Source organism: Halorubrum trueperi, assembly GCF_042662525.1.
GTDB classification, from domain to species: domain Archaea; phylum Halobacteriota; class Halobacteria; order Halobacteriales; family Haloferacaceae; genus Halorubrum; species Halorubrum trueperi.
Window position 1 is genome coordinate 35,311 of the sequence record NZ_JBHSXI010000023.1, and the last position, 24,790, is coordinate 60,100.

Consider the following 24,790-nt stretch of genomic DNA (forward strand, 5'->3'; position numbering starts at 1 on the left):
TGGCATGTGCTCCGACACGTCGTTCACCCGGAGACGGTCGTCTTCACGATGCTCACCGGCGCGTTCGACCGGCGGGAGACGCGCTCGGTAACGGACCCGAGCATCCGTCGATAATCACCGGAACGGGTCTTCGAGCCCATCACCGTGAGATCGATGTCCTCGTCGTCGATGTACCGGAGGATCTCCTCGTGAGGCGTCCCGTACACCAAGTCGGTGACGGCGTCGACGCCGGCGTCGGCGGCGTGGGAGGCCACCGCGTCGAGCGCGTCTCGGCCGCGCTCCGCGAGCGTCTCCTCGGCACCCTCGGCACCGTCGACGAACTCGTCGCCGGAGTACGCGTTGACGACGTCGCTGTCGACGACGTACAGCACGTGCAGCGTCGCGCCGTAGCGGTCGGCGGCGTCGATCGCGTGATCGATCGCGCGGTCGACCCCCGGGCTGCCGTCCGTGGGTAACAGTATCCGATCGTACATACGGGACAGTTGAACCGGTCGCCGAATAAATCGATCGCCGGTTCGCAGTCCGACGCATCGCGGCCGCGTCCCGAACGGTTAACACGCTGCCACCCGCCGACCCTGCATGACCGACGCCGCGGACCGGCTGTTCGTGAACGGGGAGATACACACCCTCGCCGACCCCGACGAGACCGTCGAGGCCCTCGCCGTGCGAGACGGCGCGATCGTCCGGCTCGGTCGCACCTACGACGTGCGGTTCCTGAAGGGGGTCGACACCGACGTGGTCGACCTCGACGGGCGCGTCCTCCTCCCCGGATTCGTCGACGCGCACACCCACCTGACGACCGTCGGTCGGTCCCTCGTTCACGCCGACCTCTCGACCGCACGATCGCCCGACGACGCCGTCGATCGCTTGGCCGATCGGGCGGGGGAGATCGAGGCTCGGAGTTCGGATCCAGCGGCCGACTGGGTGCTCGGCTACGGCTACGACGAATCGGCCTGGGGCGACGGTCGGTATCTGACCAGCGCGGATCTCGACCGCGTCTCGACCGACAGGCCGGTCGCCGCCTTCCGCGAGGACATGCACGTCGCCGCGGTCAACGGCGTCGTCCTCGACCGATTCGCGGACGCGTTCGACGCCGCCCCGGACGAAACGGTCCCGACGGACGACGCGGGGGAGCCGACAGGCGTCCTCTTCGAGAGCGCCATCGACCCGATCTACGAGGCTGTCGAGCCAGGACCGTCGGACACGCGAGAGGTGATCGAGGCCGCGCTCGCCCATTGCGCGGAAACGGGTATCACGGGGTTCCACGACATGGTTCGCAACTCGCATGCGCCCCGCGCGTACCGCGAACTCGACGCGGCCGGAGCGCTGACCGCGCGCGTCCGGATTAACTACTGGAGCGACCATCTCGACGCGCTTCGCGAGGTCGGCCTCGGCACGAGCGACGGGAGCGACACGGTCGAGGCCGGCGCGATCAAGTCGTACACGGACGGGAGCGTCGGCGGGCGCACCGCGAAGCTCTCCGTACCGTACGACGACGCGCCGGACCGGACGGGCCGGTGGGTCGTCGATCCCGAGGAACTCGCGGAGACGGTTGCGGACGCGACCGACGCCGGCTACCAGTTCGCCGCTCACGCGATCGGCGACGAGGCCGTCGACGCGGTGCTCGACGCCTACGCGGATCATTCCCACACGGATCCGGGTGCCGCCCGCCACCGGATCGAACACGTCGAGCTCGCGAGCGACGAGGCGATCGCGTGGCTCGCGCGGACCGGTGCCGTCGCCAGCGTCCAGCCGAACTTCCTCAAGTGGGCCGGCGAGGGCGGGCTCTACGACGCCCGACTTGGCGACCGCTGGACCGGGATGAACCGCTACCGAGACATGCTCGACGCGGGCGTTCACGTCGCGTTCGGCTCCGACGGAATGCCCATGGATCCCCTCCTCGGCGTCCACCACGCGGTCAACGCCCCCGCCGAGTCACAGCGGCTCACCGTGACGGAGGCGCTCCGCGCGTACACCCGTGGCGCGGCGTACGCGGGCTTCGACGAGGACCGGCTCGGTACGATCGAACCCGGTAAGCGGGCCGACCTCGTCGCTCTCGGTTCGTCACCGTGGGCGGAGCCGAGCGCAATCTGCGACGTCGACGTGGCGATGACCGTCGTCGACGGCGAGGTAGTGCACGACGGCCGGTGACCGCGGCAGCCGAATACGGAGACTGAACCCGGCAGCCGAATACCGAGACTAAACGCGAGCGCTTCGCAAGCGCTGCCAGAAAACACTAGTTATTAATCGTGTAGGTCGTAGCGTCGGGTATGGCAGAAATAGCCATCGAGTACGCCGCCGGCAGTCGCCTCCAACCGGAGGCGGAGACGGCCCGCCGCCTGATCGACGCCTACCTCGGCGATCGCCCCGACGTCGACGGAGTGACGCTGTCGCCCTCCAGCGACTCCGTGTTCTGCGTCAGCGTCGAAGGAGATCGCATCTGGTGTACGAACCCGCGCGAGTGGATCGACTCGATGGAGGCGGTGTCGGCGGCGCGGCGGCGTCTCTCGGAGCTTCCCTAACGCTACACGTCCTTACCGGCGTCACCCGCCCGCGCCGACGCGTGCGTCCGCACGAACTCCCGGAGGAGTTTGGCCGCGAGCGCCGCCGCCTGCCCGTCGTCGCGGTCGTTCACCTCGACGACGTCGAATCCGTCCGCGCGCGGCGCGACCGCGCGAACGAGGTCGCGAACCTCGCGCGGATCGATCCCGAAGGGCTCCGTCGTCCCGGTCCCCGGTGCGAAACCGGGATCGAGCGCGTCGATGTCGACGGAACAGTACACCGATTCGCCGGCGAAGGGACCGTCGGCGTCGCCGTCCGCGGAGTGGCCGGCGAGGTCGTCGAGCCACCCTCGCGTCTCCTCCGGCGCGACGACCTCCACGTCGCCTTCGGCGGCGCGCTCCCACTCCGCCTCGGAGCCGGTTCGCGCGCCGACGATCACGACGCGGTCGACGCCGAGGTCGTCGAGGGTCCGGCGGGTGACGCAGGCGTGGCTCCACGGGTTCCCGTCGTACGCGTCCCGGAGGTCGAGGTGCGCGTCGCAGACGACGAGCACGTCCGGATCGACGGCCTCGACGCCCGCGTACGTGACCGTGTGCTCGCCGCCGACGAGGAGGGGGACCGCGTCGTCGTAGGTGACGCTCCGCAGTTCGGCGGCGAGGTGATCGAGGTACTCTTCGACGTCGTCCCACGGAGGGACGTCGCCGGCGTCGTGGACGCCGAGCGCGGAGAAGTCGCTGTCCGTTCTGCGGTCGTAGTCGTCGTAGCTCCGGGAAAATTGCCGGATGCGGTCCGGTCCGAACCGGGTACCCGGCTGAAACGTGGTCGTGGCGTCGAGGGGAGCGCCGACGACCACGTAGGAAGCAGCCTCGCGGTCGGTCGTCGCTCCTGGGAACATACCTCGACTACCCGACGACCTTGCGCTGGCCCTCGTACTCGAGGTACTCGATGGTGTCGTCGGAGGTGAAGTCCTCGCCCTCGGGGATGCGCATCGTGAACGTCTCGTAGGTATCGAGGTCCATGACCTGGGCGTCGTTCCCGGAGACGGAGACGACCTGTCCCTGCTTCCGCTCGATAATCGGCACCCAAACCTTCGCGTCGACGGGCTGCGAGAGCGAGCGCTTCTTCTCGTCGAAGACGCCCTTGCCCTCGACGCGCGCCTTGGCGCTCCCGTGTTTGCCGGGCTTGGCTGTGCTGTAGTGATTGATCTTGCAGGGAGAGCTGTCCATCATGACGTAACTTCCCTCCTGGAGTTCGCGAACCTGCTTCTGCTCTCGCGGCATGGCCGCTACTTTTCAGGGCGCGGGTATAAACGGTTTGGAACGGCGGCGACGCCGGAGTGCGCGGATATGCGGGGACCGGCTGCGACGCCGAATTCAACGGCCCTGCGGGAGTGGAACGAATCGCGCAGCGACCGAACCGCTCAGCGACCGGATCGCTCACGGATCGAGTTCGTCCACGTACTCGTCCCGCTCGTCCTCGTCGTCCGCGTTGCCGTCCGGCGGGACGAATTTTCCGGTAATCAGGTAGCTGGCGACGAACAGCCCGAGGAAGCCGACGCCGACCGCGGCGGTCGTCCGCACGACGAGCGGGAAGTCGATCCACCAGAACGCGCGGTCGGCGATCATCATGACGACGACCGCGACGAACAGTGCCTTCTGCTCGTCGGTGGGGTCGCGAACGAAGCCGACGACGTCTGCTTTGATCTCCCCGAGGAGGCCCATCTCAGGTACCTCCTTCCGCGTCGCGGTCGGCGGCTCCCGGAGCGGTCGACTCGATGACGCGGCTCACGCGGTCGAGGCCCTCCTCCAACTCTTCGGTCGGAAGCCCGAACCCGATCCGGAACCGGTCGGGGAAGCCGAACAGCCCGCCCGGCGCGAGCACGACGCTCTCGGTCTCGACGACGGCCCGGCAGAACGACTCCGCGTCGTCGAACCCGTCCGGAACCGTCACGAAGCCGTTGACGCCGACCGGGTCGTACCAGTCGAGGCCGTGGCGGTCGATCCAGTCGGCGACGAGCGCGCGGTTCGTCGCGGCGTGCTCGCGGTTTTCCGCCAAGATCCGCGGCTCGCGACGGCCGAGCGCCTGCTCCGCGACGTGCTGACCGAACAACGAGGGGGAGATCGTGGTGTAATCCTTCCACCGCCACGCGCGGTCGACGACCGCCTCGGGACCGGCGATCCAGCCGAATCGGAGCCCGGCGAGTCCGTACGCCTTCGTGAGGCTCGTCGTCGAGATCCCGTGGCCGCCGAAGCTCGCGACCGGCGGCTGCGGTTCCTCGGCCAGCAGTCGGTACACCTCGTCGCAGAGCAGGTAGGCGTCGCGATCGACGGCGACGTCGTACACCGCTCGCATGACGTCCTCGTCGTAATACCGCCCGGTGGGGTTGTTCGGGTTGTTCACGACGATCACCGCGGTGTCGTCTCGGACCGCCTCGGCGATCGCGTTGGGGTCGAGCTCCCACGTCGGCGGCTCCAGCTCGACGCGCGTCACCTCGCCGAACGCCTCGGGGACCGCGTGGAGGGCCTGGTACGTCGGGGTGACGACGACGGCGTGCGTGCCGGTTCCGATCTCGTCGCCGTCGCGTTCGCCCACTCCTCCGTGGTCGCCGAGCAGCGAGAGGAACGCGAGGAAGTTCGCCTCCTGGGTTCCGCAGGTGAACAGCACCTCGTCGGCGCTCAGGCCGTATCGGTCGCCGACCGCCGCTCGGAGCTCCGGGTCGCCGTTGGTCGGGATGACGTAGCCGAGCCGACCGGGGTCGAGGTCGAAACGACTCGCGTCGAGCGAGCGGACGCCGCTCTCGGCCAACATGATGTCGGCCTCGTGTTCGTACTCCGCGAACCAGCGTTCGAGGCCGAACGGGTCGATGCGCATACGCAGACTCCGGGCGGAGCGAGGTTATGCGCTACGGTCTCCCGCGCCGATCGAGATGCGGACCCCGCCTTCGTGCCCCACGCCCCGCACCTCGTTCCCCACCCCCCGCACCCCGCCGAACCGGACGCGACACTCCGCCGAACCGGACGCGACACCTCGCCGAACCGGAACGCAACGTTTAGCGCACCGCCGAACGCACCACCGGGCATGAGCTTCTTCGAGACGCTCGCGGCCCGGATCGAGACCGCCGACAGCGTCGTCTCGGTCGGGCTCGATCCCGATCCGAGCCGCCTCCCCGAGTTCGTCGCCGACGCCGACCTGCCGCGGTGGGCGTTCAACCGCCGGATAATCGACGCGACCCACGAGCACGCCGCCTGCTACAAGCCGAACGCGGCGTTCTACGAGGACGCCGACGGGTGGCGTGCCCTGCGCGAGACGATCGCTTACGCGCACGGGAAGGGAGTTCCAGTCCTTCTCGACGCCAAGCGCGCCGACATCGGCAACACGACCCGACGGTACGCCGAGGCGCTCGACGACGCCGACGCGATCACGGTGAACCCGTACCTCGGGCGCGACTCGCTCCAGCCGTTCCTCGACCGCGCCGATAAGGGCGTGTTCGTCCTCTGCCGCACCTCGAATCCCGGGGGGAGCGACCTCCAGGACCTCGAACTCGCCTCCGGCGAGCCCCTCTACGAGCGCGTCGCGGCGCTCGGCGACGTGTGGAACGGAAACGACAACGTCGGGCTCGTCGTCGGCGCGACCGCGCCCGAGGAGTTGGCCGAAGTCCGCGAGATCGTCCCCGAGATTCCCTTCCTCGTGCCGGGCGTCGGCGCGCAGGGAGGCGACGCCGAGGCAGCGGTCGAACACGGGCTCGCCGACCGGCCGGACGCCGCGGTCGACGTGGGACTCGTTAACTCCTCGCGGGGGATCATCTTCGCCGGCGAGGAGTCGAGCCGACCGGAGGACGAGGCGACGTACATCGGGGCCGCGGGCGAGGCCGCGAAACGGCTCAAAAAGCGGCTAAATAGGCACCGGTAGCGGCCCAATCGCGTTTTTCGGCTTCGCAGCCCTTTCCGCCACGCTGCTGGTTTTCGCCCCGCTCACTCGCTCACTGCTGACGGCCCTGAACGCACGCCGTACAGGCACCGACACCGTCGTTCCAGTGGTCCTCGCAGACGGCTCGTCCGCACCGCTGGCAACCGTACGTCGCCGTCGCGTTCTCACAGACCTGACAGAGTCCGGTGACGCTCATACCGTCCCTTCGGTCGGATTCCTTATCAGTATCGGGGGCGACCCCCGCGTATGCGCCAGTTCGTCGTCATCGGTCACGACGTCCCGACGGACGCCGACGAGATCTCGCTGTCCGACATCCCCGGTGCGGGCCGGCTCGATCTGCTCTGTCGGTGCGTCGCGACCGGCGTGTTCCTCTCGCACGGGATCCGCGAGTCGGTCCGCGTTCACCTCGTCGTCGCCGATGAGTTCACGGTCACCTTCGACTCGGACCGACTCCGTCACCTCCACCCCGACGAGCGCAACGTCGCCGCCCGGATCCGCGACGCGCTCGACGCCGAAGCCGACGCCATCGGCCACATGCCTGCCAACGTCTCTCCCGGTGTGGAGCTCCGCCGGATGGGGCTTGCGGCGACGCTGGATCGGCTCCTCGGGGATGCGGGGGACACGGACGACTCCACTCTCGTTCAGCTCCATGAGGACGGCGAGCCGCTCGTCGACGCGGAGCCGCCCGACGACCCCGTATTCGTGCTCTCCGACCACAACGACTTCGTCGACGCGGAGGCCGAGTTGCTCGCGGACCGCGCGGAGCGCCGCGTCCGCGTCGGCCCCGAATTGCTTCACGCCGACCACACCGTCTCGGTCGTCCACAACTGGCTCGACACCGACGGGTACGTCTCCTACTGACGAGCCCCGCACGTCGATCCACGCTGACCCTCTCCGGGTCCCGTGCAGAGACGCTGTCGGCTCGCGAGTACCTCGCTGGCCACGACGTCTGCCCGCGCTGTGGGGCCGCGTTCAACCCCGGCTGCCGAGCGCACCGTGACCGCTACTTCGAGGTGGTTCCGTCGGACAGCGAGGAACGTGACGGCGACGAGGGTTTATAAGCAGATGCTGTGGCGTGCGCCTGCGAGCGGGCCGCAGGCCCGCGAGTAGCTCGCGCGAGGTCGCCGGCGGCTTTGCCGCCGGCTGCCAGAGGCGCTCCGCGCCTCGCTGCCGCGAGGACGACGGCGGCCGCAGTAAGCAGGGAGGGACCGGAGGTCCCTCTTGAAGCCGGCGCGGAGCGCCGGCGACAGCGAGGCGCGGAGCGCCTCTGGCAGCCGGACGTGGTCCGGCGACACCGCAGCGAGTGAGCGAAGTGAACGAGCGAGGAGCGTGGTTCGAGACGCCTTTGGCGTCTCGTCATCACGAAAGGCGCAAAGCGCCTTTCGAACGACAGCAAGGCCCCCGAGTCGTCGCGGCTGGGGCTTTAGAGGTGTTCACCGCGGCGATAATCACTTATAAGCGAGCGGCGAGGGCTTTGGAAGTTGTCACCGCGCCGTCAACGATTTATAAGCGAGCGACGAGGGCGTAGAAGCTGGTCACCGCGCCAGCAATCACATATAAATAGACGCCACCGATTCCGTCTCTGTTTGGTGCCAGAGAATGTTTTAAAAAAGATGCATCGTGACCACTCTCGTTAGCGTTGGTTCCACAACCATGTTTCCCCGCCCAGTCACCGGAGAACAGCTTGACATTCGGAAAGGTTAAAAGAACGAGTGGCATTCCTGTGAATGCGGGCCGGTGGGGTAGCTTGGTATCCTTCGGCCTTCGGGTGGCCGTAACCACGATTCAAATTCGTGCCGGCCCACTTCTCCCGCATTGCGTTCACCATTTCCTACGCGTAGCGACGCTCTCGCGTGGTCTCAGGTGGTTGGTCTCAGCAGCCTCGAGCGGCAGATCGACGTCGATCAGCGACGATCATCGATCGAGAACGCGCTGATCGGTGTGTCGCGCCGGGAGTTCGGGACTCGAATGCGGGGCGTTAACAGATGCACATCTCTTTGTCCGTGTGAGACAGTAATAGAATATGAAATTAGCAGGGGGCGATTTACAGATCCTTCTGACGGTGGGGATCGTCCTCCTCGCGGGGTGTGTGGGCGCAGTGCCCGGCGAGCAAAGCCCGACGGGATCGGAGACGAGCGACGAACCGGCGGTCGAAACGGCGAACGGCACCGTTGCGGTCCACTACATCAACGTCGGCCAATCAGTCAGTACGCTCATCGTCGGGCCGGGGGGAGAGACGATGCTCGTCGATACGGGGCACTACAACGACGACGGCGAGCACGTGTTACAGTATCTCCAGCGGCACGAAATCACTCGGATCGATCACCTCGTCACCTCGCACACCGACGCGGATCACATCGGAGGCAACGCGGCGGTCATCGAATACTACGAGACGGACGCGGACGGGATCGGTGCGATCTACGATCCGGGCATCGCCGCGAGCACGCGGACCTACGCCGAGTACCTCGACGCCGTCGAGGAACACGACGTGACGCTGTACGAGACGCGCGAGGGCGACGCGATCTCGTTCGGCGACGTCGACGTCGACGTGCTCGGACCGCCCGACCCGTACCTCGAAAACGACGCGCGCAACGAGAACAGCATCGTCCTCAAGCTCACGCACGGGGAGACGAGCTTCCTGCTCTCCGGCGACGCCGAGGACGATCAAGAGGAGTACTTGATCGACACGTACGGCACGGAGCTGCGGTCGACCGTGCTGAAGGCCGGCCACCACGGCTCGTCGAGCTCGTCGAGCGAGCCGTTCATCGACGCGGTGCGGCCGCAGGCGGCCGTCATTTCGAGCGCGTACGACTCGCAGTACGGACACCCGCACGACGAGGTTCTCCGGCGGCTTTCGGATCGGTCGATCCCGACGTACTGGACCGCGACGCACGGCGATATCGCGTTCGTGAGCGACGGGCGCGGCGTCTCCGTACAAACGCAACGCGACGCGCCCACCGAACCGCTCGCGATCCGCGACGGCGACCCGATCGCACCGGGCACGAGCGGCGATGTCGTCGAACGCGCTCGACTCGGCGGCGAGCCGGTTGCGGGCGATTCCGAGGCCAACACTGACGAGAGAGGGAATGACGGCGACGAGACTGAGGATGACGGCGGCGGGACGGACGACACCGGCGAGACGGACGACACCGACGAGGCGAACGAGACGACGTCGACCGAGTCGGGTGCGGCGCTGGAAGTCGCCGCGATCAACGCGGACGCTGCGGGCGACGACCGCGAGAACCTCACCGACGAGTACGTCGTCTTCGAGAACACGGGCGACGGACCGATCGATCTGTCCGGATGGACCGTCGAAGACGAGGCGGCCCGGAGCTACGCGTTCCCGTACGGGTTCGCGCTCGAAGCGGGCGCGACGGTGACGCTTCGGAGCGGGAGCGGCACGGACACCGACACCGAACTGTACTGGGGGTCGGGCTCGCCGATCTGGAACAACGACGGCGATACAGTGATAGTCTCGAACGGTGACGGAGCACACGTCCTTGAGGTGAGCTACGAATGACTGACATCGAACTCTCGGACGGCGAGTACACCGCGGTCGTCGACACCGTCGAAGACGGGCTCGCGACCGTGTTCTTCGAGCGCGACGGAGAGGAGGTCGGGAACGCGGTTCTCGAGGCCTCACGGCTCCCGTCGAACGCACAACACGCCGACGCCATTCTCTCGGTGACGCTCAGCGGCGGGCATCTCGAGTCCGCCTCGTACGAGCCCGAGCGAACGGCGACCCGAAGGGAGGCGTCACAGGATCGATTCGATCGGCTCTCAAAGCGACCGCCATCCGATGAGGACGCGTAGGTGAGCCGCGCACACCGTTTTCTCGGGGGCGCACGGACGGCGATGTCGACGCCATGTTCTCGCGGGCGTCGGCGACCTCTCGCTCGTAGCACTCAACGAGATCGGCCGCTATCCAGACCCGCCACCGGGCCCTCCCTCACAGCAGTAAGGAGACGATAGCCAAGAGGAGGAAGACGATCACGAACCACTTCGCCACGGTCATGGACACGCCGGCCACTCCGCGCGCGCCGACCACCGCGGCGATGATCGCGATGACGAAAAACACGACGGCCCACTGGAGGAACTCCCCCGAGAACTGTGCCGGGATCGCGTTCAGGATCGCCGTCGCTGGGACGGACTCGGCCGCCGCGGGAACTCCGAATGCGGACATACCACCTGTACCCGGGAGCCGCCGTTAGTTATGCGGGTTCAAACCGCTCGGAAGCGCGCGATCGGTCGATCTCGTGTGACCCCAAAAAGTTCGGATGTGATAAGCTTCAAGTCCACCGCTTGCCGGGTGTAACACAGATGAAACTCTTCGCCTCGGCCTCGGATCGGCGGCGGGGGATCCTCGCCGCGCTCGTCGTCGCGGTCGCGTTCGTCGGCCTCACCCTCCTCGTCCGCGAGTACGCGGGCTTCATCACCGACGCCGAGGCGCTCCGCGCGTGGCTCCGACAGTTCGGAGTGCTCGCCCCGCTCGTCTTCATTTTCATTCAGGCCCTCCAGGTGGTCGTCGCGCCCATCCCGGGGCAAGTCGTCGCGCTCGTCGCGGGGTACCTCTTCGGCCCGCTCGCGGGCACGGTGTACAGCCTCACGGGCGTCCTCATCGGCAGCGCGGTCGCGTTCTCCCTCGCGAAGCGGTACGGCCGCACCTTCGTCGAAGACGTGATCCACGAGGACGTTATCGACCGGTTCGACGGATTCGTGGACACGGTCGGCATCCCGGGCCTGTTCGCGTTCGTCGTTATCCCCGGGCTTCCGGACGACGCCATCTGCTTTCTGAGCGGACTCACGAAGTGGTCGCTGCCGACGTTCCTCGGCGTGATCACGGTCGGTCGACTCCCCGCGTACGTGTTCACCGTCTACGCCGGGGGCGAGCTCGCGAGCGGCCGGTTCCTCTCGGCGATCGTGCTCATCGGAGCCGTCGTCGTCGCGTCGGTGGTCGGATACTACAAGCAGGAGGCGGTCCGCGACATCGTCGCTCGCGTCGAACCGCGGCTCCCGTTTAAATAGCCGCCGAGCGCGTCGCTCCTGACAAATGCGTCGCTCCCACCGAACGCGTGGTGTCTCGTCGACGCTCGATAGATCACCCCCAGGTCCACTGGTAGTCGAGGACGAACCGGTAGAGCCCGCTGACGAAGATCGCGATCGCGTTGCCGACGAGGTACATGAGGTCGCCCCACTCCACGAGCACGAAGAGGACGCCGAGTTGGATCGGAATGGCGGTCCCACGAACGAGGTTCGTCTTGAGCAGCCCGGAGAGGTACTCGATTATCCCCGTGTTCTGATTCGCTTGAAACGTCCACGCGTTGTTGAAGACGTACGAAAGGATGATCGTGAACTCGATGGCGATCGTCGCGCCCACGAGGTAGTTTAGCCCGGCGGCGTCGACGAACAGCCAGAGCAGCCCCATCTGTACGCCGGCGGTGATCGCTCCGACGACGACGAAGCGACGGAGTTGGACGGCGATCGGTCCGCTCGCGAGGTCGCGAAGGATCGCCCGGATCATCACCGGTATCCGAGCGCTTCGAGCCGGGCTTCGAGGTCCTCGTCGACCTCGTCGTCGCCGGCGTCGCCGGCGGCGGCCGCGTCCGCAGCCGCCTCCGCCGCCTCCGCCTCCCGGTCACGGAGTTCCGCGACGTGCTCGGCCGCGACCGGCGCGAACCGATCGATCACCGCCCGCTCCTCGTCGGTCGGGTCGGTCGACCGGTCCTCCTGTTGGATCGGATCCGTCGGGCGGTGATACAGCTCCGTCGAGCCGTCTTCCGCGTTCTCGATGTACGTCCACTCGGCGTCCCGAACGCTCACGAGGAGGTCGCCGTCCGCCATCGACCGCGGGATCGGCTGTTCGGTCACCTCCTTGCCGCGGACGGTCACCGAGACGACGGGATCGTGGTCCGGCTCCTCGTCGCCGCGGATCGCCGGCGCGAGCGACTCCCCGCGCCAGTCCGACGGCGACTCGACGCCGAGCAGGTCGGCCACCGTCGGGGGGATCGCGTCGAGTCCGACGTGCTCGGAGACGCGACCGCCGTCCTCGCCGGGGACGTTCACGATGAGCGGGACCCGGATCAGCTCGTCGTACAGCTTCGGGTAGTGTGCGAGGTGCCCGTGTTCCTGGAATTCCTCGCCGTGGTCGCCGGCCACGACGATGGCCGTCTCGTCGGCGACGCCGGCTGCGTCGAGCGCGTCGAGCAGCCGCCCGACGCTGGCGTCGACTTGGCGGACCGTCGCCTGGTACAGGGTCCGGAGATCGCGAAGCGTCCGCTCGCCGACCTCCCAGCCCAGGCTCGTCCGCGTGTGGGCGTGGAGCATCCGGTGCGTGCCGACAAGCCCGTCGGACACCTCGCGGATGTACCGCGGGGCCGGGACGTACGGCGTGTGCGTGTCCATGTAGTGCGCCCACAGGAAGAAGGGCTCGTCCGCGTCGTCGATGAAGCCCGTCGCGGCGTCCTCGACGTCGAACATCCGCGACGCGTCGAGGAAGGGGCGCTCGTCGCTCTGGCCGCGGAGCTTCGATCCGAGCCGACGGATCGGGGACGTGGCGAGCTGTATCCACGCCTCGACCGTGGGATGGGCCGCGAGGTACCGGCTGTACACGCTGGATCCGACGCTCGTGACGAACGGTTCGAACTCGTCGAACCCCTCGGGATATCCCCAGTGAGACGTGAGAAAACCGTTCGCGGCGTTGAACCCCCCGGTCGCGATGCCGGCCTCTGAGAGCACTGACGCGAGCGTTCGCGACTCCGCGACGCCGATGTCGCCGTTCCGGGAGAACACCGGCTCCGACGCGAGGATCGACGGGAACGAGAACGGCGTCCAGTTCCCGGTGGCGAACGACCGGTCGAACACGGTTCCGCCGTCGGCGAGCTCCTGTATCACGGGCGAGTGGCGGTCGACGTCGTAGGGTGCGATGGCGTCAGCTCGAAGCGAGTCGATCGTGACCAGAACGACGTTCGAAATGTCGGTGTCGGACCCTTCGGTGTCCGCGACCGTCGAGTCCGAAGCCGACGCGCTCGACGCCTCCCCCTCCGAATCGGACGCTGACGCGCTCGATACTCCCCCCTCCGAATCGGACGCTGACGCGCTCGATACTCCCCCCTCCGATTGTGACGTGTCCGGTGCCATGTTATGCGATGGGTGTCTCCGACGTCGCCGAACAGCGAATCGGCCCGACCGGCGGCGTCGTGACCCCTCCGGGGACGGGACCCGCCGCAGTCGTCCATCGAGGAGTGAGGCCGGCGAGAGGCCCGCACCTCGTCGGACCGAGCGTCAGAATCACTAGTATAAGCCAACGCGGACTGCCAGCGGCTTGAGGATTTCGGTCGCGGGGACGGATGCGAACGTAGCTATTTGCCGCTGGCGGGTGATTCGCCGGTATGAGCGACCCCTCCAATGGGCCGATCGACGTCGGAGGATACGACGAGAACGGTAGTTCTCGCGACGGCGACGATCCCGACGAAGCCGACAGTTCTTGCGACGGCGACAACCGCCTCCGCGGCGGCGAGGCCTTTGCCGATCCGGTCCCGGCGGACGAGATTCCAGAGGAGGTATCGGCCGAATCGCGGGCGGTGGAGACGAACGGGACCCGGTTACACGTCGTCGAGGCGGGGCCGGAGGACGGGAAGCTGTTGGTCTTGCTCCACGGGTTTCCCGAGTTCTGGTACGGCTGGCACGAGACGATAACGCCGCTGGCCAACGCGGGGTACCGGGTCGTCGTCCCCGACCAGCGCGGGTACAACCTCTCCGCGAAACCGCCGGCCGTTCGCGACTACCGGATCGGCGAGTTGTCGCGAGACGTCGTCGGACTGATCGACGCGTACGGTCGCGAGACGGCCGCGATCGCCGGACACGACTGGGGTGCCGCCGTGGGATGGTGGCTCGCGCTCCACCACGCCGAGCGCGTCTCGGAGTTCGTCGCGGTCAACGTGCCGCACCCGACTGTCTTCGAACGAACCCTCCGCCGGTCGTGGGACCAACGGCTCAAGAGCTGGTACATCCTCGCGTTCCAGTTCCCGAAGCTCCCCGAGGCCGTCGCGAGCGCGGGGAATTGGCGGATCGCCGTACGAGGGCTTCGCGAATCGAGCAACCCGGGCACGTTCGACGAGGAGGACTTCCGGCGGTACCGTCGCGCGTGGAATCGCGAGGGCGCGTTCGAGGCGATGGTGAACTGGTACCGGGCAATCGTCCGCGACCGCTCGACGCCGGAAACGACGACCGTCGAGGTCCCGACGCTCGTGATCTGGGGCGCGAAGGACCGATTCCTCACCAAGCGAATGGCCGGCGAGAGCGTCGACCGCTGCGCCGACGGCAGACTGCTGACGCTCGATACGGCGTCCCATTGGGTCGTCCACGAGGAGCCCCACCGCGTCGCCGAGGCGATCGCCGATCACGCGGACCCCCTACCGCCGGGCGCGCGAGAGTAGTCGGGGCGACGGGACGAGGGTGTCGGGACGACGGGGCGGCGGGGCGGCGGGACGACGGGGCGGCGGGACGACGGGGCGGCGGGACGACGGGGCGGCGGGCGAATCGGAGGAGTGCCGCCGGGTGCGCTATCTCTCCGCTCGACCCGCGAGGAGCGCGGCGGCCGCACACAACGACGCGAGGGCGACGCCGGGGCCGAATCCAGGGACGCCTCCGTCGGTGACTCCGTCGTCGTCGCCGACGTCACCGAGGGGGCCGTCGCGCTCGACCGTTACCACCGTCTCCGCGGCGTCGGCGGGGCCGGCGACGCGTACGGTGACCTCCCCGGGACCGCCCGGAGCGTCCGAGCCGTCCGGAGCGTCCGAGTCCCCCAGCGTTACGGTCCGCTCGATCGTCTCCTCGGCGGCGGCGTCGAGCCGCACGGGAACGGTCTCGACCGTCTCCCCGTCAACGCTGATCTCCACGTCCGAGCCGGCCGGGATCGTCGCGTCGTTTCCGACGGTCGCCGTCACGCGCACTGACTCCCCCGCCGTCACGCGGTCCCGATCGGTCGACACGCCCCGCACGAGCACGGGTGCCGGTTCCGAAACGACGACCGTCAGCGTCTCGCCGCCGATCCGGACCGCGTACTCGCCGGGGTTCGTGAACGTCCGCTCGAACCGCTCTACCCGCTCGTCGCCGGCGTCGAGGGTCCCGTTCCGGGTTTCGACGACCTCGCCGTCGACGGTCAGCGACAGGTCGTACGTCCCGGCCACGCCGCCCGTGTTAGAGGCGATCACTGAGAGGGCGAGCGTCTCGCCCGCAACGAGTTCAACCGGGTCGCGGGCGACGGGGCGATCGCGGTACTCGCCGGTCGCCCGAACGCCGTCGTCGTCGAGGCCGTAGCCGACCCGCGACGGCGTCTCGCCGAACGCGTCCGCGTGGGCTTCGCGGTCCCACGTCTCGGCCCCTTCTCGGGTGGTCGTCAGCCGTTCGGCGTCCGCACGGATCTCGGCGGCGACCTCGTCGTCGCCGCCCTCCGCGGCCGCGGACTCGACGGCGTCGAGGATCCGCTCGTTCGTGATCCGCTCGTCGTCCTCGTTGAGGTCGCGGACGACGGTCGCGAGCGACGCCCCGCCGTCGGTCGCCAGCCGCAGGCGGCGGTCGATTTCGCCGGCGAGGAGCGCCCCCTTCGTGTAGTCGGCGTTGCCCTCCCACGTCCCGGGGTCCGCAAGCACGGCAGACGCGTCAGGCTCGCGTTCGCCCCTGGCCAGCGTCCGCTCGAACTCGTCGAACCCGGCCTCGCCGCGGTCGAGTGCGAACAGCGCGGCGTAATAGGTCGCGCTCGCCTCCGTGATCCACCGGCCACTCGTCTCGGTCCGGAACGCCTGCCGAGTGTGGACGTACTCGTGGGTCCAGACGTCGTCCGCGGTCCCGGCCGGCTCGACGTCGCGGACCCATAGGTCCGCGTTACCGGTCTGGAGCCCGCGCACGGCCCACGACACCTCGCCCGTCGGTGCGGCGACCGCGAACACCTCGTCGTCGAGCGCGCCGACCCGGAGCGCGGCTGACGCCGAGTCGAAGGCGTCGAACACCTCTGCCGGCGACGCGGCGGGGTCGGCGGCGTCGGGGACGATCAGCCGATACCGCTGGCCGTCCGCCTCGTGGACGTGCTCCTCGTGTTCGCCGAGGAAGGCCATCGACTGCGAGGCGGCACCCTCGCCCGCGACGACGTTCTCGCGGTCGAGTCGGACCTGCCCGTCGTACTCGCCGGTGTACGACCAAGAGGCACCGATCCGCGGCGCTTGCACGAGCGCCCAGTCGCCGGCGTCGACGAACCGGTAGGTGCCGCTCGCGGCGAGCGGGCCGTCCTCCTCGACCGTGTCGTTCGCGTCCATCGCGTAGGTGAGCGAGGGCGCGGCGGTCTCGCCGTCCCACGCCCAGACCGTCGCGCCGGAATCCGAGTCGGCGGCGCGCTCGAAGCCGTCCGCCGCTATCGGCTCGTCGTTCGCGCTCAGGACGGTCACCTCCAGCTCGGTGACGCGGTCGGGGACGCGCGCTCGGGTGGTCACGCCGACGGTCCCGGCCTCGTCGGTCAGGAACAGCTCGTTTCGCAGGCGGATGGCGTCTTCGTCGTCGGTCGCGGCGACGACGCCGGCGTCGCCGATCGGGGTGCCGGAAACGCTCGCCCCGGGCGCGCTGGTCGGGTCGTCCGAGCCGTCGAAAATGCCCGGGGCGGTCACGCCGCTCAGTTCTCCCGCGCCGCCGACGACCGGCGCGGTCCCCGCCGCGACCAGCGCGACGATCAGGAGCGCGGCGGAGACGAGTCGGACGCCGACCGCGAGATCCGAACGCTTCATACCCGTTTCGCCGCGCGTGTTCGGCTTAGACCTGTTCATGACGATCGGTGCCGGAACGGTCGACGGCGTCGCCCGCCGTCTCGCGGACCCGGTCGCCCGCCGTCTCGCGGACCCGGTCGTCAGATCGCACGGAACCTGACGGTCCAGAAGTCCCGGAATGCGTCGTCGAGCGCGGGCTTCGGCTTGCCCGTCGCGTCCGAGACGTCGGTCACGTCGACGTGGCTCCGAACCTCACCGAGGACGCTCCGCTCGCCGACGGCGATGGTTCGATCCGCGTCGCAGTCGAGGGCAGCCAGCGCGCTCGTCGCCTTCTTCAGGTGCTCGTCGATCTGTCCCTCGCGCCGTCGCTCGAAGCGCCCCTGCGAGAACCCGCCCTTCGAGTGCGACTCCTTCACCTCGGAGGTGAACCCCTCGAAGGAGACGCGCTCGTCGCCCTCGTACACGCCGAGCGCGAAGGTGTCCGACCGCACCAGCGCGAACGCGAACCGACCGGCCGGGCGGAACCACGAGGCCTCCAGCCGGAACGTGTCGCTCCACCGATCGAAGGGAACCGGTTCGATGGGCGGCGTGATCGCGGCGCTCACGGCACCGGTATCGTCGGCGAGGACCACCGCGGGCGCGGCGCGCCTGACGAGGGGGGTCCGGTCGCCGAACCAGTCTGACACGCTCTCCGGGACGGCGTCGCCGTCGGGAACGAACGCTGTGAGCAACCCCTCAGGGTCGTCGCTCTCGACCGCGCGCAGCCGATCGAGGGCGTCATCGAGGCGCGCTCCGCGACGGTCGCTCACCCGGCGGAACGCGACCGATTCCTCGTCGTCGTCCGCACGCTCCAGCCGCTCCTCCAGCGATTCGATCCGGTGTTCCAGCTCGTTGACCCGCCGCTCGGCGCGCTGCCGATCGGCGACGGCGTCGGATCGGCGCTCCTCCTCGGCCGCCGCCCGCCGTTCGAGGTGGCGCTTTTCCTCTTCCAGCTCGGCGATCCGATCTTTGAGCGCGGCGCGGCCGAGCAGCCTGTCGATCATACCGGATGCGCGACCCCCGGCGACCTAAAAGGTGCGTCTGGTCGGGACCGCTGCGGTGACGTGGTTTATAAGAGCCGGCGGCGGATCCTTGGAAACTGTCTCGGGATCGACGGACTACGGGAGAGGGTATTGCAGACCGCCGCCGGCGACGTGGTAGTTAAAAGCAATGAGCGTGGCAGCGACGACTCCTTATAAATGAACGTGCGGTACTGTGGCGCGCCTCCGAGCGCTCGCTTATAAGCGAGCGCGAGGAGCCCGCGAGGGAGTCAGTCGCCGCGAGGCGACTGACGAGGTTGGGGAGGCGTGAGGTGCGGGTGCGGTGCGGTGGGGTTGGTTGTCCCTTTGGAAGAGGTCACCGCCCCAGCACCCATTTATAAACACTCAACGTCAGAAACACAGCAGTTCACCGCGCCAGCAACGGTTTATAAACAGCCGCCGGCAACACCGCTCTCTCACGTATAACCGATCACCCCAACACACCGAGATGCCTACTCCCGGAATCGCTCACCGCTATTCCAGTATTGATCCCAAAGTGCGCCCGTAGCTATCAGCTATCAGAAAATTCAACGACGACGGTTCACACCATCCCGACAGCACCGAGCACCGCGAACAGGGCGTCCCCGTACGTCAGCGAGACGACCAGTCCGACCGCCATCGGGACGACGAACGGCATCCCGGGCGAGACCAACACCCGATCCTCGCGGGCGACGACCGCCAGCCCCCCGCGCAGCGTGTCGGCGTCGGTTCCGTATGCACCCCGATCGATCTCGTCCAAGAACCGCTCGGCGGCCCAGGGGTCCTCGGGTGACGACGACTCGCCGTCAGCCGGTTCCCGCGCGCCGCCGTCAGCCGGTTCCCGCGCTCCGTCGTCAGTTGAATCCCGCACTCCGCCGTCAGTCGAATCCCGCACTCCGCCGTCCGTTCGCGGCCCGACGTGCGTGCCGCCGTCGGTCGGGTCGAACGTCTCGCCGACGCCGTCCGGGTCGCGGAAGCGGTCGGGGTCCGCGCGCAGATCCGCGAGCGTGATCCCGCGCCACCGGAGGTACATTCGAAGCGCGTCGAGGTCGAGCCCGCTCCGCGTCGGCCCGTCGGCGTCCTCGAATAAGCGTCCGTGACGATCCGGCAGGGAGTCGGTCGCCACCGGCCGCGCGAGGAACATCATCACCGAGCGCTCCCCTCGAAGGAGGTTGAGCCCGGCGAGACCGATCGGGTATGCGAGCCCGAGCAGGACCGTGTTGGTGAGGATCGTCATCGAGAACACGCCGAGCTGCGTGTCGACGAGCGGGAACGTCGCGCCGGCGATCTCGTACGTCGGGAACGTCGGAAAGAGGATCGCGAGCCCGATCAGCGCCTTCGCGTCGGCCCCGCCGAACGCGCCGAGGTACCAGAACGCGTAGCCGAGCGGCGCGACGAAACACAGGCTGATCGCGGCCTGCACGAGGAACAGCCGTCCCTCGAATCCCGCGAGAGGCCAGAGAAGGGCGGTCTCCCAGACCAGAAGCAGCGCCCCGAACGCGTACAGCGGCGGCCACAGCCTGTTCGGGAGTCGGCGGGTCCGGACGTCCCGCAGCGCCGCCCACGCGAAGACGGGAACGACGAACAGGCGGAGAACGTCCGGCAGGGTCGCGAACATGTCACCACGGGCGGCGCGGGCCCAATTAGGCGTTCGGGTTCGGGTATCGATATCGATACTCCGCGACGGTGCGTTCGGGCCGGCGTCGGCCCGCTCTCGCACCGATCGATTGGATCGGTCCGGTGCGGATCCGTCGGTACTTTGTGCGCCGCCCGCTGATTCCCGGGCAATGCGCCGTCGCGTCGGAACGAGCCTCTACGCCGGCCTCCTCTTCACCGTCCTCGGCGCGATCGCGTGGGGGTCCGGCCAACCGTTCGTCTTCCCCAGCCTCGGGCCGTCGGCGTTCGTGCTCGCGTTCGACCGCCGCAGCGAACCGGACCGATCGGCCCGGATCGTCGGCAGTCACCTCATCGGCGGGGTCGCCGGGCTGGCGGCGTGGTCGCTGATCGCGGCGGGCGTCTCCCTCACCGCGACGCCGCCGGCGTTCTCGCCGGAGGGGTTCCGGTTGACCGCCAGTGCGACCGTCTCGCTCGTGGCGACGAGCTGGGGGATGATCGCGACCGACGCCGTCCACGCGCCCGCCTGCGCGACGACGCTCATCGTGTCGCTCGGACTTCTCTCGACCCCGTTCGAGGTGGCGATCATCGTCGCCAGCGTGGTCGTGCTCGTCGGCTTCCACGCGCTCGTCATCCGGACGTTCAAGCGACTCGTCGGCGGTTCACACCCGCTGTACCGGTCCGAGGAGAGCTGACCCGCCCGCGGTTAGTCGTCGGGCCGCTCCGCTCGCCTGTCGAAGACCGAACACACCGGCTCGGGGTCCGCAAGCCGCGGAACCTCAATCTCGCGATCGCGGAGCTCTATCGCGACGGTCGCGGTGCCGAGCCGGGCGTCGAGCCGATCGCGCTCGACGCGGAGATCCGTCTCGTCCCACGCCTCGACCCGCCACAGCGCCGCGTCGAACAGACGGTCGTAGGCGACGAGCCCGCCGTCGCCGACGCGGTACTCGACGGTCCCGTACCGGAACCAGTAGTCGAGAGAGAGGAGGAGCGCGGGGAGCGCGACGCTCGCGGTAAGCAGGAGCGCGACGACGGGCCAGACGCCTCCGATCGAGAAGAGGAGGGCGACGAGCAGACAGAGCACGCCGATGTACGCGATCCCCGGATGCCGCGGAGCGTTCGCCAGCCCCCCGAGCAGCCGGCCCCTGAGGGTCGGACGAATTCGGCGATCGGCGTTCGAAAGCGGTTCCGCGACGGGATTTTCGGCGGCGGGCGGGTCGTACGCCCAGCCGATCTCCAGCGACGACGACTCGTCGACGGCGGCGAGCCGATCGCGGTACAGCCCGGCGAGATCGAACGCGAACTTGACGCCGACGATTCCGACGAGCAGCGGGAGCCCGACCGCGCCGGGGTCGACCGCCGACAGTTCGGCGTCGGTTCCAACCGTCGACGCACCGATCAGCGTGACGGCGAAGAGCCCTCCGACGAACACCGCGCCGCCCCTGACGAAGACGCCCTGAATCGCGGTCTGCGCGTTGTGCTCCCGGTACTCGCCGTTATAGATGTAGTCGACGAGGGTCGTCGCCCCCTCGGTCGTAAAGATCGCGAGCGCGGCGAGGGCAACCGAATCGAGTTTGGCGGGTGCGAGGCCGCCGTCGACGGCGACGCCGACGGTGACGGTTCCGGCGACGAGCCAGACGGCCGCGAGCACCGGGACGACGATCGGGAGCACGAGGAGCGTCGAGAGCCGGATCCGAAGTTGGGTTCCGGGAACGGGGAGCGCGGCGCGTCTCGCGGCCAGTGGGCCGACGATCAGCGCGTTGGGGTCGATCTCCGAGGGCCGGCCGGCGAACAGCGCGCGGACGACCGCCCAGAACGAGGCGATCCCCAGTTCGAACCAGTAGAGGCTGACGAGCGCGGTCGCGCTCCACCCGAGGGCGACGACGCCGGCGAGCGGGAGCAGGTTGGAGACGCAGAGAGCGATTGCCCGCGGACGGCGACCCCGAGTGAGGGCTCGCGGGGACGGAAGGCGGTCGGTGGAGGGCATCCGTTCGGGCGATCCGAGTCCGTTCTTATAAGTGATCGGTGCGGATCACCTCGTCGGTCCCGCGTCGCGGTGGAGGTACATGTACGCGAGCACCGGAACGATGGTGAACACGAGCGTCGCGACCCCCCACGCGATCGCGTATCGGTTCCCGCGCGCCCTCGCGTCGCGGTAGATCCACGCGGCGGCGGCGACGACGACGCCGTAGATCACGAGCGTGAGCGGGAGCGACCACGGGAGCGGGACCCCGGAGAGGAGTGGCATTGCCGTCGATTCGGCGACCGTCGCTTATAAATCGTCGGCTGTCTCGCCGCGTTCGCTTATAAACCGCCGTTCGTGCCGTTCGCGCCGTTCGTGCCACCGTCGCCTCCACCGTCCCCCGCGCCACGCGCGGTGAGGTCGGCACTCATGACGAAATCCGGCTCGCCGGCCACCGGTATCCGGTTCGCACCCGTGTCACTCACGTGCTCGACGGTCTCCGGGATCAACACGCGGACGGCGTCGGCCGCGACGTCCGCGGCGTCCGCAGCGATTTGATTATAAAGGACGCCGGCCGCCTCGATGTCGCGCCACGCCGAGACGCCGTACACGGCGACTCGCTCGGGCTCGGCGTCGTCGGTTTCGTCATCGTCGCTTTCTGCGCTGTCGTCGTCGGCACTTTCGGCGTTCGCAGCGGGTCGCCCGGCGATCCGGGTTCGGACGGCGAAGCCGGCGAATTCGCCGTCCGCGCCGGCGACGGCTATCAGCCGGTCCTCGGCGGCCGCGGTCGCCAACCGCTCGCGGGTGAGTTCCGAGCACGCCCACGACTCGTCGGGATCGAGCGCGAGCCCCCGGAGGTGGTCGCGGGCGTCGCTGTCGGCCCAGAACGCCCACGCCGCGTTCGGATCCGGACCGTCGACGGAGCGGGGTTCGGACGCGCCTGTGGTCCCGGCCGCCTCGTCGGTGGCCCCGGCCGCCGCGCCGCCGGACTCGTTCGCGGCGTCGGTCGCTCTCGCGTCCGGTACCGGCTCCGCGAACCGGAACTCCGTCGCCGGTTCGAAGCCGACCGCGCGCGACTGCCCGAGCCCCATGACGTTCCACGAGAACACCATGTTCCGGCAGACGGTCGCCCCTCGGTCGCGGGCCCAGTCGAGCGCGGCGGTCGAGAGGGCGGTGCCGACGCCGAACCCGCGGGCGGCGGGGTCGACGCGGATCCCCTGCCCCCACGCCTCCCACTCCGTGAGCAGGACGCCCTGGATACACCCGACGACGGCCTCCGGCTCGCCCGAGTCGGCCACCCCGGAGCCGTCCCCCTCGACGAGGGTGTCGCCGTCGGTCCTGTCGCCGTCGGTCCCGGTGACTGCGTCGTTCCCGGCGATTACGTCGCTCTCGGCGAGGGCTGCGGGCGGCAGCGTCGCGACAAAGGTCCCGCGGTCCGGGTCGTCTGAGGCCGCCCACTCGGGAAACACGCGCGGGATGTAGTCCGCGTGCCGCTCGCCCCACGTGTCCCGGGTGAAGGCGGCGACGGCGTCGGCGTCGGCGGGGCGGGCTTCGCGGACGACCGCCTCGGTCGACGAGGGCGACGGCGTCATCGCCAGGGCTGTGATTCCTCGGTCAGTTCCCCGGCGAGGTCGCGGCGCATCGCGTCCGCGGCGTCGCCGGTGTTCGCCAGCGCCCACATCAGCTTCACCGTCGCGGTGCCGGGGAGGGTGTCGCCAGTCTCGACGACGCCCGCGTCCAGCAGGTCGCGGCCGGTGTCGTACACGCGATCGCAGACGCGACCGTCGAGACACTGGCTCGTCATCGCGACGACGGTACCGTCCTCGACCAGTTCCGCGATCCGAGGGATCAGGTCCGTGTGCACGTGTCCGAGCCCGGTCCCCTCGATCACGACGCCCGACTTCCCGTCGAGGTAGTCCCACGCCGCCGGGTCCATTCCCGGCGTGAACTTCACCAGCTCGACGTCGCCGTCGAGATCTGACGCGAGATAGGCGTCGACGTCGACGTCGGCGTCGGTCGCGCCGTCCGCGCCGCGCGGGAGCGGCTCGCGGTTCCAGTCGATCGCCGCGTCGGCCGCGTCGCCGTCGGCTCCCGCCGCGGCGGCGGCCTCGTAGTCGATGACGCCGAGGGGTTTCGCACCGATCGTCTCGAAGGCGTCCCGGCGGGAGGTGTGGTTCTTCCGGACCCGGGTGCCGCGATGGAGTGCGCAGGCGTCGTCCGACTGGCTTGCATGCATGCAGACGAGCGTCTCGGCGTGGTCGGCCTTCGCGGCCTCGACGGCACAGACCGCGTTCATCACGTTGTCCGACGAGGGTCGGTCCGCGGAGCGCTGGCTCCCGGTGAAGACGACGGGAACGGGCGAGTCGAGCATAAAAGAGAGCGCGGACGCGGAGTACTGCATCGTGTCCGTGCCGTGCATCACGACGACGCCGTTGGCTCCCGACGCGACCTCCGACGCGACGGCCTCGGCGAGGTCGCGCCAGATCGACGGATCCATGTTCTCGGAGAGGATGTTCGCGACGACCCGGCCGCGGTAGTTCGCCCGCCCGGCCAGGTCGGGGACGGCCCGGAGCACGTCCTCGGCGTCGAACTGCGCGGTGACCGCGCCCGTCCGGTAATCGACGGTGGAGGCGATGGTCCCGCCGGTCGAAATGAGCGAGATCGTCGGCAGATCCTCGTCGAACGTGATCTCCGAGGCCTCGCCGCCGCCGGCGTCAGCGCCCTCGTCGACGTCGCGGGCACCGGATTCGAGCACTTCTACGTCGGCCTCGTCGCGGTCGACGCCGACGTTGTACCCGCCGTCGAGCTTGACGACGAGGTGGTCGCGAGTCGTCGAGGGGAGCAGTACGCCCTCGTTCGTGACGTCCCCGCGGTCGACGCGGACGCGATCTCCCGGTTGCATACCAACCGGTTCCCCTGCGGCGGACTTGAATCCAACCGTTCGGCGACGCGAGTGACCGACGGAGAGAACTCGC

25 protein-coding genes, 1 tRNA gene and 1 pseudogene are annotated in these 24,790 nt (G+C 69.0%); 11 read left to right on the forward strand and 16 right to left on the reverse strand.

The window, feature by feature from the left end; genetic code table 11:
- Positions 1-23: 23 nt before the first annotated feature.
- Complete coding sequence (locus ACFQEY_RS15360) at positions 24-473, reverse strand: universal stress protein (protein ID WP_379770233.1); 450 nt, start codon at positions 471-473, stop codon at positions 24-26.
- Positions 474-579: 106 nt separating this feature from the next.
- Here ACFQEY_RS15360 and ACFQEY_RS15365 point away from each other — a divergent pair, with 106 nt between their 5' ends.
- Positions 580-2,151: an amidohydrolase gene (locus ACFQEY_RS15365; RefSeq protein WP_379770236.1), complete on the forward strand. Its 1,572-nt coding sequence runs from the start codon at positions 580-582 to the stop codon at positions 2,149-2,151.
- A 119-nt stretch (positions 2,152-2,270) separates the two neighbouring features.
- Complete coding sequence (locus ACFQEY_RS15370) at positions 2,271-2,522, forward strand: SelT/SelW/SelH family protein (protein ID WP_379770238.1); 252 nt, start codon at positions 2,271-2,273, stop codon at positions 2,520-2,522.
- Between the two features lie 2 nt (positions 2,523-2,524).
- Here ACFQEY_RS15370 and speB read toward each other — a convergent pair whose 3' ends face one another.
- The 4 genes from speB to ACFQEY_RS15390 form a co-directional block, all read right to left on the reverse strand.
- Entirely contained in the window at positions 2,525-3,397 is an 873-nt protein-coding gene (gene speB / locus ACFQEY_RS15375) for an agmatinase (protein WP_379770241.1), read from the reverse strand.
- 7 nt (positions 3,398-3,404) lie between these two features.
- Positions 3,405-3,782: a translation initiation factor IF-5A gene (locus ACFQEY_RS15380; RefSeq protein ID WP_379770243.1), complete on the reverse strand. Its 378-nt coding sequence runs from the start codon at positions 3,780-3,782 to the stop codon at positions 3,405-3,407.
- A 156-nt stretch (positions 3,783-3,938) separates the two neighbouring features.
- The gene (locus ACFQEY_RS15385; protein WP_379770245.1) at positions 3,939-4,223 is read right to left on the reverse strand and encodes a hypothetical protein; all 285 of its coding nucleotides are present in this window, start codon (positions 4,221-4,223) and stop codon (positions 3,939-3,941) included.
- A 1-nt stretch (position 4,224) separates the two neighbouring features.
- Entirely contained in the window at positions 4,225-5,373 is a 1,149-nt protein-coding gene (locus ACFQEY_RS15390; RefSeq protein WP_379770247.1) for an aminotransferase class I/II-fold pyridoxal phosphate-dependent enzyme, read from the reverse strand.
- Between the two features lie 207 nt (positions 5,374-5,580).
- Here ACFQEY_RS15390 and pyrF point away from each other — a divergent pair, with 207 nt between their 5' ends.
- Positions 5,581-6,411, forward strand: coding sequence for an orotidine-5'-phosphate decarboxylase (gene pyrF, locus ACFQEY_RS15395; protein ID WP_379770249.1), 831 nt, complete (start codon positions 5,581-5,583; stop codon positions 6,409-6,411).
- Positions 6,412-6,481: 70 nt separating this feature from the next.
- Here pyrF and ACFQEY_RS15400 read toward each other — a convergent pair whose 3' ends face one another.
- Positions 6,482-6,625 (reverse strand): hypothetical protein, encoded by a 144-nt coding sequence (locus ACFQEY_RS15400; protein WP_379770251.1) that lies wholly within the window; start codon positions 6,623-6,625, stop codon positions 6,482-6,484.
- 50 nt (positions 6,626-6,675) lie between these two features.
- Between ACFQEY_RS15400 and trmY the strand changes: the two genes are divergently transcribed.
- The 5 genes and pseudogenes from trmY (at position 6,676) to ACFQEY_RS15420 (ending at position 10,242) form a co-directional block, all read left to right on the forward strand.
- The gene (gene trmY, locus ACFQEY_RS15405; RefSeq protein WP_379770253.1) at positions 6,676-7,290 is read left to right on the forward strand and encodes a tRNA (pseudouridine(54)-N(1))-methyltransferase TrmY; all 615 of its coding nucleotides are present in this window, start codon (positions 6,676-6,678) and stop codon (positions 7,288-7,290) included.
- 29 nt (positions 7,291-7,319) lie between these two features.
- Positions 7,320-7,490 (forward strand): annotated as a pseudogene (locus ACFQEY_RS18815) (CHY zinc finger protein); the annotation flags it as partial.
- A gap of 670 nt (positions 7,491-8,160) precedes the next feature.
- A tRNA-Pro gene (locus ACFQEY_RS15410) sits at positions 8,161-8,233 on the forward strand.
- A 219-nt stretch (positions 8,234-8,452) separates the two neighbouring features.
- On the forward strand, positions 8,453-9,949 hold the full coding sequence (locus ACFQEY_RS15415; RefSeq protein ID WP_379770255.1) for a lamin tail domain-containing protein: 1,497 nt from the start codon (positions 8,453-8,455) through the stop codon (positions 9,947-9,949).
- On the forward strand, positions 9,946-10,242 hold the full coding sequence (locus tag ACFQEY_RS15420) for a DUF3006 family protein (protein WP_379770257.1): 297 nt from the start codon (positions 9,946-9,948) through the stop codon (positions 10,240-10,242). The genes ACFQEY_RS15415 and ACFQEY_RS15420 overlap by 4 nt, the downstream gene beginning before the upstream one ends.
- Positions 10,243-10,378: 136 nt before the next feature.
- Here the strand turns inward: ACFQEY_RS15420 and ACFQEY_RS15425 are convergent, their stop codons facing one another.
- On the reverse strand, positions 10,379-10,612 hold the full coding sequence (locus tag ACFQEY_RS15425; RefSeq protein ID WP_379770258.1) for a DUF1328 domain-containing protein: 234 nt from the start codon (positions 10,610-10,612) through the stop codon (positions 10,379-10,381).
- Positions 10,613-10,749: 137 nt separating this feature from the next.
- On the opposite strand from ACFQEY_RS15425, the gene ACFQEY_RS15430 reads away from it, so the two are divergent.
- The gene (locus tag ACFQEY_RS15430) at positions 10,750-11,454 is read left to right on the forward strand and encodes a TVP38/TMEM64 family protein (protein ID WP_379770260.1); all 705 of its coding nucleotides are present in this window, start codon (positions 10,750-10,752) and stop codon (positions 11,452-11,454) included.
- A 73-nt stretch (positions 11,455-11,527) separates the two neighbouring features.
- Here the strand turns inward: ACFQEY_RS15430 and ACFQEY_RS15435 are convergent, their stop codons facing one another.
- Both ACFQEY_RS15435 and ACFQEY_RS15440 read right to left on the reverse strand, forming a co-directional pair.
- Positions 11,528-11,950, reverse strand: a complete 423-nt coding sequence (locus tag ACFQEY_RS15435) for a GtrA family protein (RefSeq protein WP_379770262.1) — start codon at positions 11,948-11,950, stop codon at positions 11,528-11,530.
- On the reverse strand, positions 11,950-13,566 hold the full coding sequence (locus tag ACFQEY_RS15440; RefSeq protein ID WP_379770265.1) for a sulfatase-like hydrolase/transferase: 1,617 nt from the start codon (positions 13,564-13,566) through the stop codon (positions 11,950-11,952). Before ACFQEY_RS15440 ends, ACFQEY_RS15435 begins: the two co-directional genes overlap by 1 nt.
- Positions 13,567-13,817: 251 nt before the next feature.
- Between ACFQEY_RS15440 and ACFQEY_RS15445 the strand changes: the two genes are divergently transcribed.
- Positions 13,818-14,864 (forward strand): alpha/beta fold hydrolase, encoded by a 1,047-nt coding sequence (locus tag ACFQEY_RS15445; RefSeq protein ID WP_379770268.1) that lies wholly within the window; start codon positions 13,818-13,820, stop codon positions 14,862-14,864.
- Between the two features lie 126 nt (positions 14,865-14,990).
- Here ACFQEY_RS15445 and ACFQEY_RS15450 read toward each other — a convergent pair whose 3' ends face one another.
- The 3 genes from ACFQEY_RS15450 to ACFQEY_RS15460 form a co-directional block, all read right to left on the reverse strand.
- Positions 14,991-17,201 carry a hypothetical protein gene (locus ACFQEY_RS15450; protein WP_379770271.1) on the reverse strand — a complete coding sequence of 737 codons (2,211 nt, stop codon included), beginning with the start codon at positions 17,199-17,201 and terminating at the stop codon, positions 14,991-14,993.
- Positions 17,202-17,320: 119 nt separating this feature from the next.
- Entirely contained in the window at positions 17,321-18,223 is a 903-nt protein-coding gene (locus tag ACFQEY_RS15455; protein WP_379770274.1) for a Vms1/Ankzf1 family peptidyl-tRNA hydrolase, read from the reverse strand.
- A gap of 577 nt (positions 18,224-18,800) precedes the next feature.
- Complete coding sequence (locus tag ACFQEY_RS15460) at positions 18,801-19,856, reverse strand: A24 family peptidase (RefSeq protein ID WP_379770276.1); 1,056 nt, start codon at positions 19,854-19,856, stop codon at positions 18,801-18,803.
- A 169-nt stretch (positions 19,857-20,025) separates the two neighbouring features.
- Between ACFQEY_RS15460 and ACFQEY_RS15465 the strand changes: the two genes are divergently transcribed.
- On the forward strand, positions 20,026-20,547 hold the full coding sequence (locus tag ACFQEY_RS15465) for an HPP family protein (RefSeq protein ID WP_379770278.1): 522 nt from the start codon (positions 20,026-20,028) through the stop codon (positions 20,545-20,547).
- 11 nt (positions 20,548-20,558) lie between these two features.
- On the opposite strand, the gene ACFQEY_RS15470 is transcribed toward ACFQEY_RS15465, so the two are convergent.
- From ACFQEY_RS15470 to gatD, 4 genes are read right to left on the reverse strand one after another with little or no spacing between them, the layout of a single operon-like run.
- Positions 20,559-21,839: a DUF6498-containing protein gene (locus tag ACFQEY_RS15470; protein WP_379770280.1), complete on the reverse strand. Its 1,281-nt coding sequence runs from the start codon at positions 21,837-21,839 to the stop codon at positions 20,559-20,561.
- A gap of 45 nt (positions 21,840-21,884) precedes the next feature.
- On the reverse strand, positions 21,885-22,100 hold the full coding sequence (locus tag ACFQEY_RS15475) for a hypothetical protein (RefSeq protein WP_379770283.1): 216 nt from the start codon (positions 22,098-22,100) through the stop codon (positions 21,885-21,887).
- 56 nt (positions 22,101-22,156) lie between these two features.
- Positions 22,157-23,407 (reverse strand): GNAT family N-acetyltransferase, encoded by a 1,251-nt coding sequence (locus ACFQEY_RS15480; RefSeq protein ID WP_379770285.1) that lies wholly within the window; start codon positions 23,405-23,407, stop codon positions 22,157-22,159.
- Positions 23,404-24,717, reverse strand: coding sequence for a Glu-tRNA(Gln) amidotransferase subunit GatD (gatD, locus tag ACFQEY_RS15485; RefSeq protein ID WP_379770286.1), 1,314 nt, complete (start codon positions 24,715-24,717; stop codon positions 23,404-23,406). The genes ACFQEY_RS15480 and gatD overlap by 4 nt, the downstream gene beginning before the upstream one ends.
- Between the last annotated feature and the right edge of the window lie 73 nt (positions 24,718-24,790).

Excerpts from the sequence above, each read along its gene's own strand:
- ACFQEY_RS15385 (WP_379770245.1), bottom strand. The coding sequence starts at position 4,223 with ATGGGCCTCCTCGGGGAGATCAAAGCAGACGTCGTCGGCTTCGTTCGC.
- speB (WP_379770241.1), bottom strand. The coding sequence starts at position 3,397 with ATGTTCCCAGGAGCGACGACCGACCGCGAGGCTGCTTCCTACGTGGTC.
- ACFQEY_RS15420 (WP_379770257.1), top strand. The coding sequence starts at position 9,946 with ATGACTGACATCGAACTCTCGGACGGCGAGTACACCGCGGTCGTCGAC.
- ACFQEY_RS15365 (WP_379770236.1), top strand. The coding sequence starts at position 580 with ATGACCGACGCCGCGGACCGGCTGTTCGTGAACGGGGAGATACACACC.
- ACFQEY_RS15370 (WP_379770238.1), top strand. The coding sequence starts at position 2,271 with ATGGCAGAAATAGCCATCGAGTACGCCGCCGGCAGTCGCCTCCAACCG.
- ACFQEY_RS15380 (WP_379770243.1), bottom strand. The coding sequence starts at position 3,782 with ATGCCGCGAGAGCAGAAGCAGGTTCGCGAACTCCAGGAGGGAAGTTAC.
- ACFQEY_RS15440 (WP_379770265.1), bottom strand. The coding sequence starts at position 13,566 with ATGGCACCGGACACGTCACAATCGGAGGGGGGAGTATCGAGCGCGTCA.
- ACFQEY_RS15415 (WP_379770255.1), top strand. The coding sequence starts at position 8,453 with ATGAAATTAGCAGGGGGCGATTTACAGATCCTTCTGACGGTGGGGATC.
- ACFQEY_RS15465 (WP_379770278.1), top strand. The coding sequence starts at position 20,026 with ATGCGCCGTCGCGTCGGAACGAGCCTCTACGCCGGCCTCCTCTTCACC.
- ACFQEY_RS15445 (WP_379770268.1), top strand. The coding sequence starts at position 13,818 with ATGAGCGACCCCTCCAATGGGCCGATCGACGTCGGAGGATACGACGAG.
- ACFQEY_RS15400 (WP_379770251.1), bottom strand. The coding sequence starts at position 6,625 with ATGAGCGTCACCGGACTCTGTCAGGTCTGTGAGAACGCGACGGCGACG.
- ACFQEY_RS15470 (WP_379770280.1), bottom strand. The coding sequence starts at position 21,839 with ATGCCCTCCACCGACCGCCTTCCGTCCCCGCGAGCCCTCACTCGGGGT.
- ACFQEY_RS15430 (WP_379770260.1), top strand. The coding sequence starts at position 10,750 with ATGAAACTCTTCGCCTCGGCCTCGGATCGGCGGCGGGGGATCCTCGCC.
- ACFQEY_RS15455 (WP_379770274.1), bottom strand. The coding sequence starts at position 18,223 with ATGATCGACAGGCTGCTCGGCCGCGCCGCGCTCAAAGATCGGATCGCC.
- ACFQEY_RS15425 (WP_379770258.1), bottom strand. The coding sequence starts at position 10,612 with ATGTCCGCATTCGGAGTTCCCGCGGCGGCCGAGTCCGTCCCAGCGACG.
- ACFQEY_RS15450 (WP_379770271.1), bottom strand. The coding sequence starts at position 17,201 with ATGAAGCGTTCGGATCTCGCGGTCGGCGTCCGACTCGTCTCCGCCGCG.
- pyrF (WP_379770249.1), top strand. The coding sequence starts at position 5,581 with ATGAGCTTCTTCGAGACGCTCGCGGCCCGGATCGAGACCGCCGACAGC.
- ACFQEY_RS15480 (WP_379770285.1), bottom strand. The coding sequence starts at position 23,407 with ATGACGCCGTCGCCCTCGTCGACCGAGGCGGTCGTCCGCGAAGCCCGC.
- ACFQEY_RS15460 (WP_379770276.1), bottom strand. The coding sequence starts at position 19,856 with ATGTTCGCGACCCTGCCGGACGTTCTCCGCCTGTTCGTCGTTCCCGTC.
- ACFQEY_RS15475 (WP_379770283.1), bottom strand. The coding sequence starts at position 22,100 with ATGCCACTCCTCTCCGGGGTCCCGCTCCCGTGGTCGCTCCCGCTCACG.
- ACFQEY_RS15390 (WP_379770247.1), bottom strand. The coding sequence starts at position 5,373 with ATGCGCATCGACCCGTTCGGCCTCGAACGCTGGTTCGCGGAGTACGAA.
- trmY (WP_379770253.1), top strand. The coding sequence starts at position 6,676 with ATGCGCCAGTTCGTCGTCATCGGTCACGACGTCCCGACGGACGCCGAC.
- ACFQEY_RS15360 (WP_379770233.1), bottom strand. The coding sequence starts at position 473 with ATGTACGATCGGATACTGTTACCCACGGACGGCAGCCCGGGGGTCGAC.
- ACFQEY_RS15435 (WP_379770262.1), bottom strand. The coding sequence starts at position 11,950 with ATGATCCGGGCGATCCTTCGCGACCTCGCGAGCGGACCGATCGCCGTC.
- gatD (WP_379770286.1), bottom strand. The coding sequence starts at position 24,717 with ATGCAACCGGGAGATCGCGTCCGCGTCGACCGCGGGGACGTCACGAAC.